Origin of the sequence: Alteromonas sp. AO-Serp (assembly GCF_017849675.1) — a bacterium.
In the GTDB taxonomy this organism is placed as follows: Bacteria; Pseudomonadota; Gammaproteobacteria; order Enterobacterales; family Alteromonadaceae; genus Alteromonas; species Alteromonas macleodii.
This window is the reverse complement of record NZ_JAFLMX010000094.1, coordinates 1-17,861: the sequence shown is the minus strand read 5'-3', so window position 1 is coordinate 17,861 and position 17,861 is coordinate 1. Positions and strand designations below refer to the sequence as shown.

At 39.8% G+C, this 17,861-nt stretch carries 15 protein-coding genes and 1 pseudogene; 5 read left to right on the top strand and 11 right to left on the bottom strand.

Annotation, left to right across the window (positions count from 1 at the left end; genetic code table 11):
• Positions 1–379 precede the first annotated feature (379 nt).
• A complete protein-coding gene (locus QVA83_RS07560) occupies positions 380–649 on the top strand; it encodes a response regulator (protein WP_015068647.1) in 270 nt (89 codons plus the stop codon).
• An 86-nt stretch (positions 650–735) separates the two neighbouring features.
• Here QVA83_RS07560 and QVA83_RS07555 read toward each other — a convergent pair whose 3' ends face one another.
• From QVA83_RS07555 to QVA83_RS07540, 4 genes are read right to left on the bottom strand one after another with little or no spacing between them, the layout of a single operon-like run.
• Positions 736–888, bottom strand: a complete 153-nt coding sequence (locus QVA83_RS07555) for a hypothetical protein (RefSeq protein WP_020742482.1) — start codon at positions 886–888, stop codon at positions 736–738.
• A 21-nt stretch (positions 889–909) separates the two neighbouring features.
• Positions 910–1,356 carry a MaoC family dehydratase gene (locus tag QVA83_RS07550; RefSeq protein ID WP_015068648.1) on the bottom strand — a complete coding sequence of 149 codons (447 nt, stop codon included), beginning with the start codon at positions 1,354–1,356 and terminating at the stop codon, positions 910–912.
• Entirely contained in the window at positions 1,356–2,489 is a 1,134-nt protein-coding gene (locus tag QVA83_RS07545) for a radical SAM protein (RefSeq protein WP_015068649.1), read from the bottom strand. Before QVA83_RS07545 ends, QVA83_RS07550 begins: the two co-directional genes overlap by 1 nt.
• Before the next feature lie 23 nt (positions 2,490–2,512).
• Complete coding sequence (locus tag QVA83_RS07540) at positions 2,513–3,265, bottom strand: Phenylacetic acid catabolic protein (RefSeq protein ID WP_015068650.1); 753 nt, start codon at positions 3,263–3,265, stop codon at positions 2,513–2,515.
• Between the two features lie 917 nt (positions 3,266–4,182).
• On the opposite strand from QVA83_RS07540, the gene QVA83_RS07535 reads away from it, so the two are divergent.
• Positions 4,183–4,749, top strand: coding sequence for a recombinase family protein (locus QVA83_RS07535; protein ID WP_015068652.1), 567 nt, complete (start codon positions 4,183–4,185; stop codon positions 4,747–4,749).
• A 26-nt stretch (positions 4,750–4,775) separates the two neighbouring features.
• Here QVA83_RS07535 and QVA83_RS07530 read toward each other — a convergent pair whose 3' ends face one another.
• The gene (locus QVA83_RS07530; RefSeq protein WP_080653184.1) at positions 4,776–7,751 is read right to left on the bottom strand and encodes a Tn3 family transposase; all 2,976 of its coding nucleotides are present in this window, start codon (positions 7,749–7,751) and stop codon (positions 4,776–4,778) included.
• A gap of 105 nt (positions 7,752–7,856) precedes the next feature.
• Here QVA83_RS07530 and QVA83_RS07525 point away from each other — a divergent pair, with 105 nt between their 5' ends.
• Positions 7,857–8,414 (top strand): phosphoethanolamine transferase, encoded by a 558-nt coding sequence (locus tag QVA83_RS07525; RefSeq protein ID WP_502711457.1) that lies wholly within the window; start codon positions 7,857–7,859, stop codon positions 8,412–8,414.
• Positions 8,402–8,809 (top strand): diacylglycerol kinase, encoded by a 408-nt coding sequence (locus QVA83_RS07520; RefSeq protein ID WP_024015552.1) that lies wholly within the window; start codon positions 8,402–8,404, stop codon positions 8,807–8,809. Before QVA83_RS07525 ends, QVA83_RS07520 begins: the two co-directional genes overlap by 13 nt.
• Positions 8,810–9,053: 244 nt before the next feature.
• Here QVA83_RS07520 and QVA83_RS07515 read toward each other — a convergent pair whose 3' ends face one another.
• The 6 genes from QVA83_RS07515 to QVA83_RS07490 form a co-directional block, all read right to left on the bottom strand.
• Positions 9,054–9,227 (bottom strand): DUF3955 domain-containing protein, encoded by a 174-nt coding sequence (locus QVA83_RS07515; RefSeq protein ID WP_231513154.1) that lies wholly within the window; start codon positions 9,225–9,227, stop codon positions 9,054–9,056.
• Positions 9,228–9,552: 325 nt separating this feature from the next.
• Entirely contained in the window at positions 9,553–10,431 is an 879-nt protein-coding gene (locus QVA83_RS07510) for a cation diffusion facilitator family transporter (protein ID WP_012516887.1), read from the bottom strand.
• A 43-nt stretch (positions 10,432–10,474) separates the two neighbouring features.
• Complete coding sequence (locus QVA83_RS07505; RefSeq protein WP_044445997.1) at positions 10,475–13,582, bottom strand: efflux RND transporter permease subunit; 3,108 nt, start codon at positions 13,580–13,582, stop codon at positions 10,475–10,477.
• A gap of 15 nt (positions 13,583–13,597) precedes the next feature.
• The gene (locus tag QVA83_RS07500; protein WP_012516885.1) at positions 13,598–14,779 is read right to left on the bottom strand and encodes an efflux RND transporter periplasmic adaptor subunit; all 1,182 of its coding nucleotides are present in this window, start codon (positions 14,777–14,779) and stop codon (positions 13,598–13,600) included.
• A 2-nt stretch (positions 14,780–14,781) separates the two neighbouring features.
• Entirely contained in the window at positions 14,782–16,062 is a 1,281-nt protein-coding gene (locus QVA83_RS07495; RefSeq protein WP_126874064.1) for a TolC family protein, read from the bottom strand.
• Positions 16,063–16,106: 44 nt separating this feature from the next.
• The gene (locus QVA83_RS07490) at positions 16,107–16,463 is read right to left on the bottom strand and encodes a hypothetical protein (RefSeq protein ID WP_023559486.1); all 357 of its coding nucleotides are present in this window, start codon (positions 16,461–16,463) and stop codon (positions 16,107–16,109) included.
• 1,198 nt (positions 16,464–17,661) lie between these two features.
• On the opposite strand from QVA83_RS07490, the pseudogene QVA83_RS07485 reads away from it, so the two are divergent.
• A pseudogene (locus tag QVA83_RS07485) lies at positions 17,662–17,861 on the top strand (hypothetical protein); the annotation flags it as partial.

Sequence of the window (17,861 nt, the reverse complement as noted above, 5' to 3'; positions counted from 1 at the left end):
CCTCTTTATAGGGCTATCAGCGCTTGCTTTAGCTGACTACTGGCAATAATTAACTGTTGGCTCACGAGCAGTAGAAAATGTAACTTAACATGCAGTCATGATCTCACGTTAGGAACTTATTGGGGTTTTGCGCCCATCCCCTCGAAATCGGCATCAGAATGATGACGGCCAAATGAACGCGCTTTTTGTGAATTCTTCGAAAAACTGCCAAATAATTAAAAATAGGCATAGATAACTAAAATGATAAAAGCTTCTGCTGTGAGAATGACCCTCATGCTTGTTCAAGCAATAACTGCGCGTACAGTGAAATAGTCTTTTGACTAATGGTAGACATCGCCAAGACTATTACTACTAGTAGACAAAGTTGTGAGGTGTCCACATGTCTAAAGATGTAAATAAGCTACTCGCAGGTCAACTTCTGATTGTTGAAGATGACGCCATTACTTCTGAACTTATATCAAACAACCTCACAGCATTAAAGAAAATCCGTATTGTTGCAAACGGTAAAAGTGCAGTTAAGTTTTGCCAATTGTATAAACCAGATATCATTGTGCTAGATGTTTACTTACCAGACATCAATGGTATTGAGCGCTACCGACTTCCTAAAGAAGCCACTATCTCTCTCAACTCTTCAACAATGACTTGTTAAACACTTGAATACTTCAAAACAATTAGAAACATATCGAGAGTTGATACATGTAGATCAATTGACTGGTGTGTTTAGTCGGTACTATTTTAGTATGCACTCAATACATCATAAGCGGCATTTTCATCAGCATGGACAGTAGTTGAGCCGCAGATATGCTTTGTCATCGCTGCTTCAACGGCATCTGAATTTTCAGAACGAATAATAACAAGTAAACTTGAGGGGCGTTTTCGGGTTAGCAATCAACACCCCTCTAAATAGTTCTAGTAGAGGATGATGCTTGCGTTTGCTCTAACTGTCACATTGCCAGCTGGATCGATAATAGTACCCGCATTGGCGTAAATTGTACCGCCGAGACTCTTTTTATACTCCTTTGACTGTACAACCCAATTCATAGTGTAGATTGTATTGGGTTTTATCGGTGCTGTGAACTTTACATCCATGTGAGCTCCAAGCATAGGACCAAATTTCATGAAGTGAGTAGGAAGAAGAGCGGAAAATACTGCAGTGATATGGCTGCCACTTGCAATAATCCCTCCAAGACGAATTGTTTGTTCGTTATCTGGGTCATTATGTACAGGATTTAAATCGCCAATGAACTTGGCTCCATCTACTACTTCCTTCTCACTTAAGAGTAATTGGGACTCAATGATGTAGCCTACGTCTGGCAAATATTCTTTCTGCTCCTGAACGCTTTGCATAGATTGCATTAGCCAACCTCCTTTAGAAGATGGTGCTGATTTCTCAGATTAAGATTTTCGCTAGTTTGCAATGATGGCGCGGAATAGCGGAAATCATGAGCCCATACAAATTGATGCCAATAGCTCTCTGCAATCTCAATCCATATTTTGAGTAGATTTTCATCTTTGACGAATCTCTTTTGATTTATCATTATCCAACTCATTACAGCTTGGCTGTCTCTACAATCCTCGCAATGTCCTGAAGTGCAGCAAAAGTTTACCGTTTTGCAGTCTGAGGCGTAGGCATTAAATCCTGGAAGTACAGCATTACCGTTCTTAATTCTTTCAGCATTTTGTGGATGGTCTACACTCACACTGGGGCAAACATCATATCCAAAATCTCCCCAGTGACTTTTCCCTGTTACCATAGCTTCAATGTAGTAAGGGTGGCTAGCGAGTGTCTCTGGAAACAACTCCCTGACTCGCAAAATTTCATCAAGTAATCTTTTTTCGTACTTGGTCCGGAGTGGATCGCTCGTACCATACTTACTATAAAAATTAACTGAGACTGTATTTCCATTTTCCGATATTTTTCTCACTGTCTCTTCGATATGAGCAATTCCATCTTCAGTCACTGCAAAAATGAAATGGGCTCTCGGATCATATTTATAGTTCTTAAGAGCAGTCTCAAATAGACCCGAAAAGGAGTTTCCGTTAGGTTTGATCGCTCGCAGGTCATCGTCTAGAGAGCCACCACCAAACAAAGAGATTAAAACCGAAAAATCCTTAAAGCCTTCTTTGGGCAAAGCTTTAAGACCATTGGTTGATATGCTATTAAACTCCATAATCTCAGCAAATAATTCGAGTCTTTTGGGATGGAGCGTAGGCTCGCCTCCTATAATCAGACTAGTATTGATACCTCTATTCCTCTCAGAGATAAGAAACTTTTTAATTTCATCCTTTTTGGACAAATCTTTTGTTCTTTTGTCAAAGTCATATTCAAAAAACCAACAACCTTTACACCTTATATTGCACGCTGTAGTGATTAAATACTCTGACACTCTAACTCTTGAACTAATTTGTTTAATCCGTTGATAACGAGCATAATATTCAAAGTCACCGTTAAGCCTTTTAAATATTGCATTTTTGGTAACATCTTTCATAAGCAAATCCTTCTAGCATAAGATTAGAGAAACTTTCTGTTTGCAGTATCGTCTGGTACATGAAGTCCAAGAGCTTCTAATTTTCTTCTGGCCTTTTCCGCAAATTCGTTGCGTGCAACGGAATATGACTTTTGCCTCAACCCGTATTTCACGTACAATTCTGACCTTGGGGAATCACTTCTGCCAAAGGTATCAAGTGTTACTGGCCACATTCTTATAAGAGCTTCTTGAATTTGCTTGAATCCATTTTTCGTCTTACACATGCTCCTCGTAATCCTGAATCCATGCCCAACGTGCAGTTTTTCATCCTTTAAAACATGAGGGCACATGTCAGCAATAGGCCTGTAGGAACTTTGAGCCATTTCCTCTAGGACATCAATTACAGCGTCTTCTACAAGAGTCGAAATCAATGCTCTTTCAGCCCAATTTCGACAACTTTTTACGGCTTCGGTCGCGTAGAACGCTCTATCGTTCAAGTTTTGCGATAGCATAAATGACGTATCTATACCAATATCTAATAAAATGTCCGCAGCTCTTTGATAGTGGTCAAGTTCATCCTTGGCTAATTCGCAGCACACTGCTTTCTCGTAGGGGTCATTTGTCAAAAAGTAAAACAATTTTACATAGTCATCAGCTCCAGAAAGTTCCCCTTCAGCATGGGCAGTCAATTGCCTCTTAACGAGATCTTGATATTCTTTAGGTGTTTCAAGTAGTTCTGATGGAGTTGATATATGGAATGGGCTTACATCTTTTACAGCAATAGATTCTTGTAGCATTTCACAGTCCTTTTTGGAAAAGTAGTTACCAAGAACAAATGCGAAGTTAATCTTGGTAAGGTCCTGTCTATAGGATGCCCACCTTTTTCAGAAATTCAAATTGCTACTAATGTTCATGACAGCAGAAAATGAGTTACATCAATGCCTAACAGATAACTGGACCTTTAAAGCAAACACATGTTTTACTTGAACCTACAAAATAACTCAAAAAAATCAAGGCGAGTTCCACACAACGTCATACGGCTTTCCAATTGGAAAGTCCATACCACAAAATAACCATAGAAATGATCTGCAAATTTGTAAAGACGTTGTTTAAAAAATTTGCCAGAAAGTAATAAAGTTATTAACTAAGTTCTTAACGCTGGGAATTGATATCACGAGCTACGACCATACCTAAAGTATAGTCGCGTGATTACTAAAGGAACTTGACGGTCTAACTAACCTGAACTCGGTTTAAGAAATTGAACTAATTGCCTGTTCCAAGATCCGATCTTTCGACCAAGAAAAATATGGACCAAAAAGTGTTCAGCGTTCTCCAAGTCCCAATGCCACATACCGTCCAATGACGAGTGTTCAATAAACCTGAATATGCGCGTATCGGATTGAACTAAGTCGAGCAACTCTTTCTCAAGTCTATGCAATGGTAATACCTTTTAGTTCAACGCCGACGTTTGAACTTCCTCTATTTACACCTACTGCTGTGTTAATGATAGCGTCAGTATCTCAATGAAGAAACTAATTAAATTAATACTAAATCAATAAATTCATCAAACAAGAAAGTATTAAAAAACGACCGTTTTATGAGAGTGAAAAGTATTTTCTCCGCTCGGTCTGATTTTATTGGTTCTATTTGTTTTATAAACCCATCTCATTTAATATAGTCTCATAAAGTCATTTTTCAACATGTAAATAAGATTATGGGGCTCAAAATAGGGTATGCTCGAGTAAGTACATCTGATCAAGACTTAAATCTACAGATCGATGCGTTAATGAACAACGGGTGTGCTCCTGAACATATTTTTACCGATAAAACGTCGGGAGCAAAATCAACTCGACCAGGATTAGATAAATGTCTTGATACATTGTCATCTGGAGACATTTTAATAGTATGGCGATTAGATCGTCTTGGCCGCTCAATGTCTCACTTGATCAATTTGATTGAGTCATTAGTTGAAAAAGACATTGGATTCAAATCGATCCAGGACGGTGCTATTGATACAACAACAGCTTCAGGTGAGTTGATGTTCAATATATTTAGTGCATTGTCGCAATTTGAGAGACGATTAATCCAAGAGCGGACCAATGCTGGTTTATCTGCTGCAAGAGCACGAGGACGGAATGGCGGTAGACCTAAAATCGGTATCAACAACCCTAAAGTCCAGATGGCAAAGCAGATGCACCAAAATAATTCACTTTCTATAGAGTCTATTTGTAATTCACTTTCTATATCTAAAGCAACTTTCTATCGTTATTTAGCAATGTGATTATAAGAAAGCAACTCATTGAACTATTATTCACTTTGCAGAGGCTCCACACCACTAAGCAAACCTGCCAAATCAATCGCTTTACGATTTTTGTTAAAGGCATACTCTCCGTTCAAGTTGATGTGCTGCCAAGCAACCGGTGATAGTTTAGAAATAATATCTACCACATCTTGTCTACCGTTTCTTTCTTGGATCTTCAAAAAGGCTGATAACAAGGCAGAATTATAATAGATAATACAGTTTGAAATGAGCCGCGCACAATCATTCCATTGAGACACCTGATAATCGTTACCACCACGAAATCTATTACCATTGACTGAGGTAATGGCTCGTTTTAACTGGTGATAGGCTTCCCCTCTATTTAACGCTTGCTGAACATAATGGCGTAGTGTTGAGCTATCAACGTACTCCAAAACGTAAATCGCTTTAATTAGACGATCATACTCATGCAAAGCTGACAACGTGCGACTCTTGCCGTTACTGAGCTTTCTAATGATGGTGCTTTGAGTAGTTGTCTTTTGGCTAAGAGAACAAAGGATATGTTGAATGTTTTCCCATTCTTCAGCCACTAATTTATAGTTAACGTCTTTCTTTAACTGAATTCGGCCACCTTCTTCTTCAGTAACTTCAAATAAGTCAAAAAACACTCGTTTCATTTTTGCGTATCGAGGCGCAAAGGTGTAGCCAAAGAAATCTAAAATAGCGAAATTGACGTTATTCGTGCCGTGGTTATCGGTGGATAACGTATTTGGCTGTATCTCAGAGGTATTGTTGTAAAGCAAATCAAATGCAAAATGACCTTCATATTCATTCGCGCCAATAACTTGAGTATTCACTGGCACATGATTTGACACTAACGTCAGCGCTGAGACACCTTTGCCTTTGGCAAAATACTTGGATGAATAACGGGCTTTAAAGGTGTTGATCCTACACTCGAATTTTTGACCATCGATGCTTGAAAATAACTGATTGTCATCAATATGGTAGTAAGCAAATATTGGCAGGATAGCAATGGCATTAGAGATCTGATCATTAGACTCTTTCAGCGTCTCGTATCTGATGTAACTATCATTAACACTGCGCAACTTTCCCATCGAACGGTCGGAGATATTGGCCATTTTATATAGGCCGTAATTCGTACCGTTGGCGAGTATGCAGGCAACCAGATCTTCTTTGTCTACTGATGATTTTTGTTTTGTGGTAGCGATATGTGTAAAAGCATTGAGGTAATTAGTTTTTTCGTCAACAAACAGCATAAGCTCGACAATACCCATATGCTGAATTTGATTATAGAGAGGGTTATCAACCGTTTGTTGCCAGCGGCTATTTGGGATAGACCATTTTAGTTCTGACTTACCAGGTATAACTTCGACGTATTTGTTGTCACCACTGAATATATGTGTGCCAGCCTCTTTCAATTTCACTTCAAGCTGATACTGCTTCTCATCCAAGGTTTGGTTAATTGGTGCTGATAGTTTATCAAGCCCTGTATTTTCAATAATATCGTCTTTGTTTTGCCATTCTTTTGGCTGGATTAAATCTGAACTCAGACTACGATTATTGACACTCTCTTTTACGGTAAGGCTATTGTTTTGAAATAGTTGCTCTGCTTTACGATACAGGAAGTACTCAAAACGAATAGCTATTTGCTTAGAAACTTCTCCTTGCAAATACCCTCGGTCACCTTTGGGTACCAAGTCTAGGTTGATGGTTCTAACAGCCTTGCATTCACTGAGTTCAGAGCGCAACGTTACATACTGATTATGTAAATCATCTTTTAAATGGATAAACTCAATGTCTATGGCCATGAACAAGGAGCGTAGAAGTTTACTCACCTTGCTTGACTGTTTATCAATAAATTGCCACTCATATTTACGCCCATCAAAATCATTGCTATCAAGATGTTCGCTAAGCAATTTAATGTTCTCAGCAGGTAGCAACTTAAAGGCTTTTTTGCGTACATCGCCAAAGGTCAATGCATCGTCAATATCGCTGTCAATGAAGTAATTCAGCAGACTGCCAGCCGATTTCAATTTTGTTCTGACAATGTTTATATCTTCGATAACTCCCTGTTTGGCGTGACTCTTTGCTCCTTCAGCAAGCTTTCGGACGAGATAGATAAATGCAGAAACGAGGTTGTCGTTAGTTTCGCGGTACCTGAAGAATAGATAACAAACAAGATATAACAAGGTTTGACTATCAGCATGTCTTTTTAACTTATAAACCGACTTGTGTTTTACTAAAGACGCGTAGTATTCAAGGTTTTTCGGTGACAGCTCTAATTCAGCAATCAGTGTCTTAATTTCTGGATAAAGCGCACGTATGATTTTATGCGTCTTTAGTTCTTGTGATATTTGGCTGGCTGAAAAATCCTTCGCCATGCGCTTTAACATAGCGAGATCTGTGAACGTGCTTTTGGAATCAAGCAATCTAAGAAGCGTAGCTTTTGTATCACTGCCTAGGTTTTGGTTCAGGACAGACTCAATGCGACTACGCTCACTAGAAAGTACACTCGATATGATATCTTGAAGTGTCGTATAACCAGCTAACGCAATCCTGTTTTGTCCAAAGTAAGCAATGCATTCATCAAACACATATCTTGGCTCTTGATTGATTTTAACAACGACATTGAGCCTTTTGAGTAAAGGTGCCTTGTCATTCTTGCTCTGGTAAACGGAGAAGCCTGTATAAGTCAGAAGTTTTCTAACTAACGCTGTTTTGGTTCGCGGTGGAATATCTTCATCTTGAACGCTTTTATCGCTGAAATATTTTGCTTTAACGTAGTTAAAGTCAGGTTCAACATCTGAGAATGTAAAATTGAAAATTATTGGTCTGGATCTGAAATAACCCAATAAGAGGATAAAATAGATTCTGGTCTCTGTTTGCCTCAACGTATTGACCAGTTTCTGAGTTTCCTTGTCGAGTGAAAAGTAGTCTTCTCTGTCGGAGTGACTAAAGTTGGGGAGAGCATAAAGTTCTTTGACTTCAAACGACGTGAGTATTTGAATGCGTTTTGTTTGTTCAGCAGCGATGGCATATAGTCCTGATTATTTTTTCATAATCATAACAGACTCAATGTTTTAATTCCTAATGCCGATTTCGAGGGGATGGGCGCAAAACCCCTACTTGTTGACCTTTTAAGAGAAACTCTTTCAAGGCCATCTAAAGAACATAGAGTGATAGTCTTACATATGATTGGCTCACACGGCCCTACTTACTACCGGAGATACCCAGAGAAATTTGCTAAGTTCGTGCCTGACTGTCCCAGAAGTGATATTCAAAATTGTGAAGAGGCAGAGCTGACAAATACGTACGATAATACTATTGCATACACAGACTACGTGCTAGGCCAGATTATTGAACAGCTTTCCACTATTCCTAATTCGTCGATGCTTTATCTATCGGATCATGGTGAGTCATTGGGAGAAAAAGGGCTTTATTTACACGGTTTCCCTTATAATTTAGCGCCTGTTGAGCAAACTCATGTACCAATGGTTTATTGGGCCTCCAAGTTTAGCCAACCTGAATACAGTGATTGCGTAAAGTCGTTATCCAGTCATCCTTATTCGCATGACAACCTTTTTGACACATTACTTGGTCTTACTAATGTGCAAAGCAGCACCTACCAACCCACTCAGGATATTTTACGAAAATGCGAGTCATAGACGAAGCCACATCAAAAATGCATTTCGACCCTAAAGCCAAACCAAAGGGCATGTTGCGTATTGTATTAGCAATGAAAAACTCAGTTCGAGCTATATCATGGCTTGTTAAAAACGAGTCAGCGTTCCGGCAAGAACTTATCTTACTTATCTTAGCGGCGGGAGTGCTTGCATTTTGGTCAATTCCTTATATGGAAAAGGCGATTTTACTTTCCTCCATACTCTTCGTTTTGTTCGCTGAAATTATAAATACTGCAATTGAAGTAACTATTGACCGTATTGGAAAAGAGATTCACCCACTGTCAGGCTTAGCGAAAGATTTAGGCTCAGCGGCTGTTTTAGTGACGATCGCAATTTCATCACTGTTGTGGTTAGCTACATTGTGTAGATATTTTTGATTTGAGACTGTTGACTCACCGATGAGGTACCGCACTGACATGGGTCCAACTGTGCAAATTCATCAATGTGTATAAAAGAATAGAAAGCCAATAATTAGCGAGCTTTAATATAAGAAGTTAAAGTCTGATATAACTAAAAGGCAATACCCAACAACCTTTGGGTTCAGTTTTCAATTACTAGCCAGGAGTTGCATAGCAAATCGCAAAGCAAAATTGTCAGTTAGAAAAAGTTCTTCGCGTGCTTTTACTTTCGCTGATTTTTTTTAAGTTTAATGAAAGTGAAAGCAAAAGTCAGCGATGCCATCAGCTCAAATAGCCAAAATATAGGAATGAAGCCAAACGATTCAACCAAAAAACCATTTTCATCTATACTCGAGCCTTTTATGTTATAAGCGATTAAACACAAAATACCACTCATAAAAAATAAGAAGCTCATCTTATAGTTACTTATAAATTTCATTAATGTCTCTATATTTTATTTTCAACATCTCGTAAGAGCACGAAAGAAACGTTGATGTCGAAGGTACGTGTTCAATCTTGCCTCTTACCACTTTAGTTACGCATTATTATCTATCACACTCTCCTTACAGTTTGACAAAAAATTTAATCATGAGGGGAACAAACTAAAAAGTTCCATGAAAATCTATAGTCATGATTGTAGACAATGTGTCACAAATAAAATTTTAGCTTAGTATTAAAACTTGAATTACTGTCGACTATCATTGTTAATGAGTAATGGAATTTCATCTCACCTCCTCATTAACTGCAGAATGCTCGTCAGTAAACTCTATTTCAACTGTGCTGTAACTGAAGTCAAACATGGCCAAGCTATCATAAATATCAAGCTTCAATAACTTGTATTCTTCAACTGTCTTTAAGGCACTGCCAACGCGTATAGTAATAACATTGTGTTCTCCGTCAAGTGACCAAATTTTTAAGTCATGGATATATTCAACTCTATCAACACTCCGGAGTTCATCTAACACTTGTTTGTATAAGTTTTTCTCTGGAACACCTTGCAAAAATAATTTTAAGGTTGCTAATAAGTTTCGAATTACATTAAACAATATAAAAAGCGTAAAGCCAATCGAAAGTAGGGGGTCTAAAATTGGCCAGTCGACAAATTGCATTACTATGGCAATAATTAATACAGCAACCCAGCCTAAAACGTCCTCCAATAAATGCCAGTTCAACACTCTCTCGTTTAGGGTATTTCCTCCCTGGAGTTTATACACAGCAAAGCCGTTTACAGCGACACCTAGAATCGCAAGTAATATCATGCCTTCTGTATTTGGAACGACCGGGTCTAATACTCGAGGAATGGCTTCTGATAATACCCAGATTGAGCCAAGGATAAGTACGGCTCCGTTAATAAATGCCCCTAACAGGCTGAGTCGCTTGTACCCATATGTGAAATTTTCATCGGCCTCTCTCTCTCCTAACCTATTGAGACACCAGGCGCTTCCAATAGAAACTGAATCGCCGAGATCATGAACAGCATCTGCCATTATAGCAGTGCTGTTCGTTAGCCAGCCGCCAATAAATTCAATAATTGTGAAGCTGAAATTTAATAGAAAAGCCCACCCAATTTTGTTTGAGCTATTTGAATGATTATGAGTCATAGAGGCTCCGGTGCGCCCGGAACATACCGGGCGTAAAATTTGATTAAGAGTTGCGTTTGTTATGTGCGAGCTGATAAAGCGCAGGTAAAATAAATAATGTCAGTAAAGTTGACGATATAATTCCCCCAATGACTACAGTGGCGAGCGGTCTTTGTACTTCAGCACCTGTTCCTGTATTAAGTGCCATGGGAACAAAGCCTAAGCTGGCCACTAACGCAGTCATCAAAACAGGTCGAAGCCGGATTATGGCCCCTCGAATTACTGAAGTATAAATATCACCATTTTCCTGCCAGAGTTGTCTGATGAATGCGACCATCACTAGTCCATTCAAAACCGCGACCCCGGACAAAGCGATAAAGCCTACTCCCGCAGAAATTGAAAGAGGCATATCTCTAATCCAGAGTGCCAGTACTCCTCCAGTCAAGGCTAGTGGTACACCAGTGAAAATTATCAATGCGTCTTTAACAGACCCAAACGCCATAATGAGTATGCCAACTATTAACGCAAGCGTAACCGGAACGACTAAAGTCAGCCGTTTGCTGGCGGATTCCAGTTGTTCAAAGGTACCACCAAACTCTAACCAATATCCTTCCTTCATTTTTAAATCGGATTTAAGTCTTTTTTGTAAATCAACGACAAATCCTCCTAGGTCGGTTCCTCGAACGTTAGTCGTTACGACAACTCTGCGCTTTCCATTCTCTCGGCTGATCTGTGCAGGCGCCGGCTTTAACTCGAGAGTGGCTACCTCTTCAAGCGGTACAAAACTATTGCCGACACGAACAGGTAAGCTCTCTAATTTGTCAATATTTGTACGCAACTCTTCAGATAATCTGATTACAATTTTAAACCGACGATCGCCTTCATAGATTATGCCTGATTCCTTACCCCCTATGCTGGTTGAAACGAGTGCTTGAATGTCTGCTACGTTAAGACCGTACCTTGCGAGAGCATCTCGTTTTGGTAATATGGACAACATAGGAAGGCCGGCAACTTGCTCAACTCGCGTGTCTGAGGCACCTTGTATCGACTCAGCGATCTCAGCAACCTTATTTGCAGAATCCAACAATTGCTCTAAGTCATCACCGAAAACCTTGACTGCAACATCAGCCCTTACGCCGGAAATCAATTCATTAAATCTCATTTGAATTGGTTGGGTAAATTCATAGTTATTACCGGGAAGCTTTGAGGCGACTGATTCAATTTCAGCCACTAGATCCGATTTAGATTTAGCTGGATCAGGCCATTCTGAGCGAGGTTTAAGTATTACAAAACTATCGGCTACATTAGGAGGCATTGGGTCTGTAGCGACTTCTGGTGTACCTATTTTCGCAAAGACTACCGCTACCTCTGGAATTTCTAACAGCGCATCTTCAAGTAATTCTTGCATTTGAATTGATTGGTTTAGACCGGTACCCGTTATGCGTAAAGCCTGTAAAGCGACATCACCTTCATCCAGTTGAGGAATAAATTCAGACCCAAGTGTTGTTGCCAACCATCCGCAGAAGACAACAAACGCTAGTGCAGCCCCAAGAGCAGCAGCTTTAAATTTAAGAATAGCCCTAAGTGCTGGTTCGTAAGCCAGTTTCACCCAACGTATTAAAAAACTCTCCTTTTCACTGATTTTTCCCCCCATGAAAATTGCGATCGCTGCAGGCACTACCGTCAGTGACAAAATCATTGCCGCAATAAGAGCGATAACAACAGTTATTGCCATGGGATGAAACATCTTTCCCTCTACGCCTGTTAAAGTAAAAATAGGCAGATAAACAGCGGTTATGATCCCGACTCCAAATAAGCTGGGCCTGATTACTTCAATCGTTGCTATTTTCACTTCTTCTAGACGTTCCTTGAGTTGAAGAAGTCTGCCGTGATGCTGTTGCGCTTCAGATAAGCGCCTAATACAGTTTTCAACAATGATGACAGCGCCATCGACAATCAGACCAAAATCTAAAGCCCCCAAACTCATCAGATTTGCCGAAACACCTCTCTGGACCATTCCAGTGATTGTCATCATCATAGCAATAGGTATGATCGCAGCCGTAATAAGAGCCGCTCGAATATTGCCTAGTAGTAAAAATAATATGACAATTACGAGTAATGCTCCTTCCAGCAGGTTCTTCTGCACAGTGTTTATCGCTTTGTCGACCAGTGTAGTTCGATCATAGGCGGGTTCAGTAACTACCCAGCTTGGTAACGATCTTTGAATTTCAGTTAATTTACTGGCAGTTAAAGCTGCAACTTCCCTTGAGTTTTCTCCCAGCAACATCATGACCGTTCCCATCACTGTCTCTTTACCATTTCTTGTAGCGGCACCGGTCCTCAGCTGCTTACCCAAGCCTACAGTTCCAATATCTTTTATTAGAACAGGAACAGATCCTTTTTTTCCTACTACGACATTTTCGATATCCTTTATCCCTGTCAATTGACCTGGAGAGCGAACAAGAAGTTGCTCGCCATTTTTCTCAATATAGCCTGCTCCAGCATTATCATTGTTTAAATATAGTGCTTCAGAAATGTCTTTAAGCGAGACTCCCATCTCCAGCATTTTTACAGGGTCGGGATTGACGTGATATTGCTTGTCATAACCTCCAATAGTGTTTACTTCTACTACTCCCGGAACCTGGGCTAACTGTGGTCGAATGATCCAATCTTGTACCTCTCTTAAAGCCATAGGTGTGACCGGCGAGCCATCGGGTAACGTTGCTCCATCTTTCCCTTCCAGTGTATATACGAAAATTTCGCCAAGCCCTGTTGCGATTGGCCCCATTTCTGGCTCAAGGCCATCAGGTAAAACACTTTTAAGGTTAGCAAGTCTTTCGTCGATTAAATTTCGGGCAAAAAAGATATCCGTTCCTTCTTCGAAAATAACTGTAATCTGTGAAAGACCATACCTCGATATAGAACGTGTATAGGATAAGTTAGGCAAGCCATATAGTGCTGTTTCGACAGGAAATGTTATTCGTTGTTCAGCTTCTAATGGTGAGTACCCCGGAGCTTTGGTGTTAATCTGAACCTGTACATTTGTAATATCTGGTACAGCATCAATAGGTAATCGCTGGTAGCTCCAAACGCCGATCCCAATTAAGATTAGTGCAAGAACAAGAAACAAAAAGCGTCTTTCTACTGAAAGACGAATAATATTATCAATCATTTATCGTCTCCAGGATTAGTGAGCGTGAGAGGCACCGGATTTTTCAAGATCCGCTTTTATCAGAAAGCTATTTTTTGATACGTAAATTTGACCAGCGATTAAGCCACGCTTTACTTCAGTGAAGTTGTCATCTTTTATACCCAGCTCGACAGGGACAGCTTGAAACGTGTTACCATCGTTTAAAAATACAACTGAGTTACCATCCATTGATTGGATAGCTTCATTCTCAACGCGAAGCGAAACATCGACTTTCTGAGCATCAACTACACCTGTAACCATATCGCCGGGGGAGAATTCTCCTTCGGTATTAGTGATTTCAACAATTGCGATCTGATAAGGTTCAAGTGAACCTGACGGAATGAGAAATTTGACCTTTGCATCTTGCTGTCGGGAACCTTTTTTTATGTGGATATAAGAGCCCTGCTTTATTGTATCCCGCTTGGATGGAAATACTTTCAATTCTGCCCAAAGCGTTTCAGCGTCGACTATTTTATAAAGCGTTTCACTGGTAACCAACTGCCCAACATTAACATTTCGACTTACTACCGTACCCGAAATTGGCGCTTTCACGATGTAGGTTTGTAAGCTGTCATTTGATTGAATTTTTGCAATTACATCGCCAGCCTTCACGCTGTCACCAACATCCGAAGCGAGAGTTTCTACAACTCCCGAGAACCGCGCATTAACTTCAGCCTTGTTCTTGGGTGGAATTACAAGAGTACCCAACAATTCGATATGTCTTTCAATGGTCCCACTCTGAACTTCGGAGGTTGCTAATTGAAACTTTTCAGTTAATGCTCTTGAGATCTGTGTTCTTCCCTCGAAGTTTTCCCACTCCCAGGAATACTTTCGTCTTTTGTCAGTCAGATAAATAGTAGCCCTAAAAGAATGAGGTTCAGACAGAGCTTTTATTGACCGCAAAACCCCCTCTGAAGTTTGAAACTCAAATTTTTCTGAGCTTGAACCTAACTTCTGTAGCTCTATAGAAAAGGAATCAGGGATAAATGGCTTCCCATCTTCAAAAGTCGAGGCAATAATTACAGAGCCCTCGGGGCTTTCATCGATACTTACTTCTATTTTGATGTTACCTTTCTGGAATATATTTTGGTTGTCATTTGAATTGGTGACATCTTCACTTGCGGTCGCGATAGATGTCACAGTGCCGATAAGAAATAAAAATAAAATTTGCTTTAGCATAATTAATCCTGGAGATTGAAAGTGAATGATTTCAGAGATTGCCCTGTCCATTGTTCGATAAGTGCTTCATTGAGCAGGGTGGCTTCGCGATAGTTGACGAGACTCCGTTGAGATTGGAGAAGTGCATCACGTGAAGCAAACCATTCTTGATAAGTGTAAATTCCCTTTTGATAGCCCTCCTTGGTCAGCTCCAATGCTCTTTTCAAATCTGGCATTACTTCTTTTTCCAGGTGCAATGCTGCCTGTGAACTAAAATTTATGCTTTTCGTTGCTTTAAATAGAATCGCTTTTACATCGAGATACTTGGTGTCTCGCTCTAATAACTCCGCCTCCTTACTAGCAATTGCAGATTTGACTGCACCCGAATTCCTCTTCTCAGCAAATAGTGGAATTGAGGCACCAAAAACTAACGATGTATCTTGAGCTCCCTGATTCCTTCTAACACCAACAGACCAAGATAGGTCTGCGGTATTATCAGACTTAGCCAACTGAATTTCAGCGTCCTTCAGGTCAAGTGACTTAATTAGTAAATCCGCATTCGATGATGATAAGAATTGGTTAAAAAGTGTCTCGTAGGAATAATTTTTAGCGGGTGAATTTAAAGAACCAGTAAGCGTGATATCCTCATAATTGCCCTGCCAGAATAGTGTGAGAGATTGCAGGGCTATCTCTTTATTCACCTTTGCTGTCGCAAGTTCTAATTTCGCTTGATTTAAAGCCGATTTAGCTCTGAACAATTCAGCATCATTCGTTGCACCACTTTTTATTCTATTAGTGATCACAGTAAGAGCATCTTCAGCTAAGCTCACACTTCGCTCAGCTATTTGCAGACGCTCCTGTTGTGCCAGAACGCGAATATACTGCTGAGTGAGCCCACCAAGTAGTGAGAGAGACATTGAATACTGCTCTGAATCTAAAAGGGCAGCTCTGGCATCCACAACCAGTGTTCTTGCACTCTTCTTTCCACCAAGTTCATACACTGAAGATAGAGAGATGGTTGCTTCTGCTGCTTGAACTCCCGAAGTAGAACTTGTGCCCATCACATTTTCTAGATTAGCACCTACGGTGTAAGCTGGAGAAAGCAAAGCTTGTTGGCGATCTCCCTCAAGAGCTCTAGTAAGAGGTCTGAATTTCAACAAGCTTGGATGACGGTTGAGAGTAAGTTGAACTGCATCATCTAAAGTTACTTGTTCTGCCAATGCATTGGCTTGAGATAGCATCAATGCACTAGTCAATATTCCGGCGCGCGTAAGTTTGCGCACAGGAAACTGTGAAATTTTCATGATATATAATCCTAGTCAGTTGAAAAAACGAAAAACGACAGGGATTAAATTCTTGGAGGACGCTCTATTTGGTTAATGAAACGATTAGGTGTAGCTTCACTATAAACTGAGACTAAATTGGGAGATTTTTTTAGAAACGAGCTTTCAATATCAAAGTAAAAAGCTATGTGTGTAAAATGACCATGACAAGAACAACAATGGTCACAATCACTTCCCGTATCTAAATCGTAAGCATCGGACAGTTCGATTAATGTATTTTCAGTACATAATTCATTGCTAAACAAGTGGTCTTGTTCAATAGAAAACGCGTCAGTCACAATCAACAAAAATTGTGCGCACAACAAAAAAGCGGCTAAGACCACTTTTAGATTTTTGCTAATGCGGTAATTCGTTTTCAACACAAGATTCCTCTATTGGCAATTCATGTTCTCTTAAAATATGATTGTAGTCAATGCCTAAATGGTCAGCTTTCTGATTCACAAGAGGAACTCTGTATTAAAAAGCCATGTATTTCAATTAAGTTGCTAAATCTTGTCAGAAAAACAGAAATCTACTGCAAAGCCTGCTCATACATAATCCGGCAATGTAAAATAAGTACACCGAAGGAATAGGAGAATACAACATGCAATTTCAATAAGCCTGTCACAATTATTGCGTCTCGCTCGTACCAAAACCTGTAATACCCCCTACAACAAGTGTAAAAGCAAGTCCAATACTGAAAGATAAAATCACCGTTGACCCAAGAGGTAGCTTTTCCAATTGCTATCTGATCTCCTTACAGTGAGCGCATCAATGAACAACAAAGTAAATATTATCTGGCTCATGCCATAACCGTGATGCTATGCTTATGAGCATGAAGTTGGTTCGCATCGCTTCTTTGAGTTCACCAAATCATCTAAGGCTCCATTTTCGAATAAACGGTACAATAGACTAGTAGAAAGGCATATCGGAAACTCGATATCGCTAGATACCTTACTGTAACTTTTTGGCTAAAAACGTTGTCGCTTCGCGTAAAAATACCGGTCATTTTTTGACCTTGGCAAGTTCATGTTTTAATCTGCTATCCCCGCGTCACAACGGGGATCACTGCTCTTACGTGTTTTATCTTTAGATTGCGCAGTATGATGTTTTCAGCAGTTCGGTAGACTAAGAAAAATACTAATATCTAAAGCAATCTGACGACCAATAATATCAGGTTTCTAGCAGAGTAATACCGCTTCGAGTATGAATTCTGAAGTATACTTTGTTTGTTAACAACCACTCATTTCTGGCATAGTAAGCTTCTTTAGGGGAGGTTTCCTAAAAATCTGAAGAGGATCCACAGATGACTGAAATCTATGAAGGGGCACTATAATAATTGTGATAATTCTCTTTCTGCTCTAGAACCGTAGCAGAGTTACTTTCGTGTTAAATAGTTCATGTTAATGCTTATTAACGTTACCTATTCGAGTAGAGATAAGAAGTTAGCTTTCCTCTTTTGACTACGATATATCATGCAAGCGAATAGCGCTCACTTCAGCAGCAAATTTAAAATAATTAAAGGGTTGTAAATCTCTGTCAAGACAGTTGGGTGACGTCAACATGTTGGAGATATACAAGATGAAAACTAAGCTGCCTCATATTGGTATTTTTTGGGTCTACAAGTCGACTGTACTTGCTAAAGCAATGCCTTTGAATAGTACAGAGCCTGATAGCCTTTCACTCTATGACAGTGACTTTAGCCATTTAGTAGAGTGGGAAGAGCATAGAATATACCTTCCGTGTTTTCCTGAGCTCATTGCTGTTGAATATCAAGAAGT

Bases quoted from the DNA above. Each gene is read 5' to 3' on its own strand.
- QVA83_RS07500 (WP_012516885.1), bottom strand. From the start codon at position 14,779: ATGCTAAAGCAAATTTTATTTTTATTTCTTATCGGCACTGTGACATCT.
- QVA83_RS07560 (WP_015068647.1), top strand. From the start codon at position 380: ATGTCTAAAGATGTAAATAAGCTACTCGCAGGTCAACTTCTGATTGTT.
- QVA83_RS07535 (WP_015068652.1), top strand. From the start codon at position 4,183: ATGGGGCTCAAAATAGGGTATGCTCGAGTAAGTACATCTGATCAAGAC.
- QVA83_RS07495 (WP_126874064.1), bottom strand. From the start codon at position 16,062: ATGAAAATTTCACAGTTTCCTGTGCGCAAACTTACGCGCGCCGGAATA.
- QVA83_RS07505 (WP_044445997.1), bottom strand. From the start codon at position 13,582: ATGATTGATAATATTATTCGTCTTTCAGTAGAAAGACGCTTTTTGTTT.
- QVA83_RS07540 (WP_015068650.1), bottom strand. From the start codon at position 3,265: ATGCTACAAGAATCTATTGCTGTAAAAGATGTAAGCCCATTCCATATA.
- QVA83_RS07545 (WP_015068649.1), bottom strand. From the start codon at position 2,489: ATGAAAGATGTTACCAAAAATGCAATATTTAAAAGGCTTAACGGTGAC.
- QVA83_RS07510 (WP_012516887.1), bottom strand. From the start codon at position 10,431: ATGACTCATAATCATTCAAATAGCTCAAACAAAATTGGGTGGGCTTTT.
- QVA83_RS07520 (WP_024015552.1), top strand. From the start codon at position 8,402: ATGCGAGTCATAGACGAAGCCACATCAAAAATGCATTTCGACCCTAAA.
- QVA83_RS07515 (WP_231513154.1), bottom strand. From the start codon at position 9,227: ATGAGTGGTATTTTGTGTTTAATCGCTTATAACATAAAAGGCTCGAGT.
- QVA83_RS07525 (WP_502711457.1), top strand. From the start codon at position 7,857: ATGGGCGCAAAACCCCTACTTGTTGACCTTTTAAGAGAAACTCTTTCA.
- QVA83_RS07550 (WP_015068648.1), bottom strand. From the start codon at position 1,356: ATGCAATCTATGCAAAGCGTTCAGGAGCAGAAAGAATATTTGCCAGAC.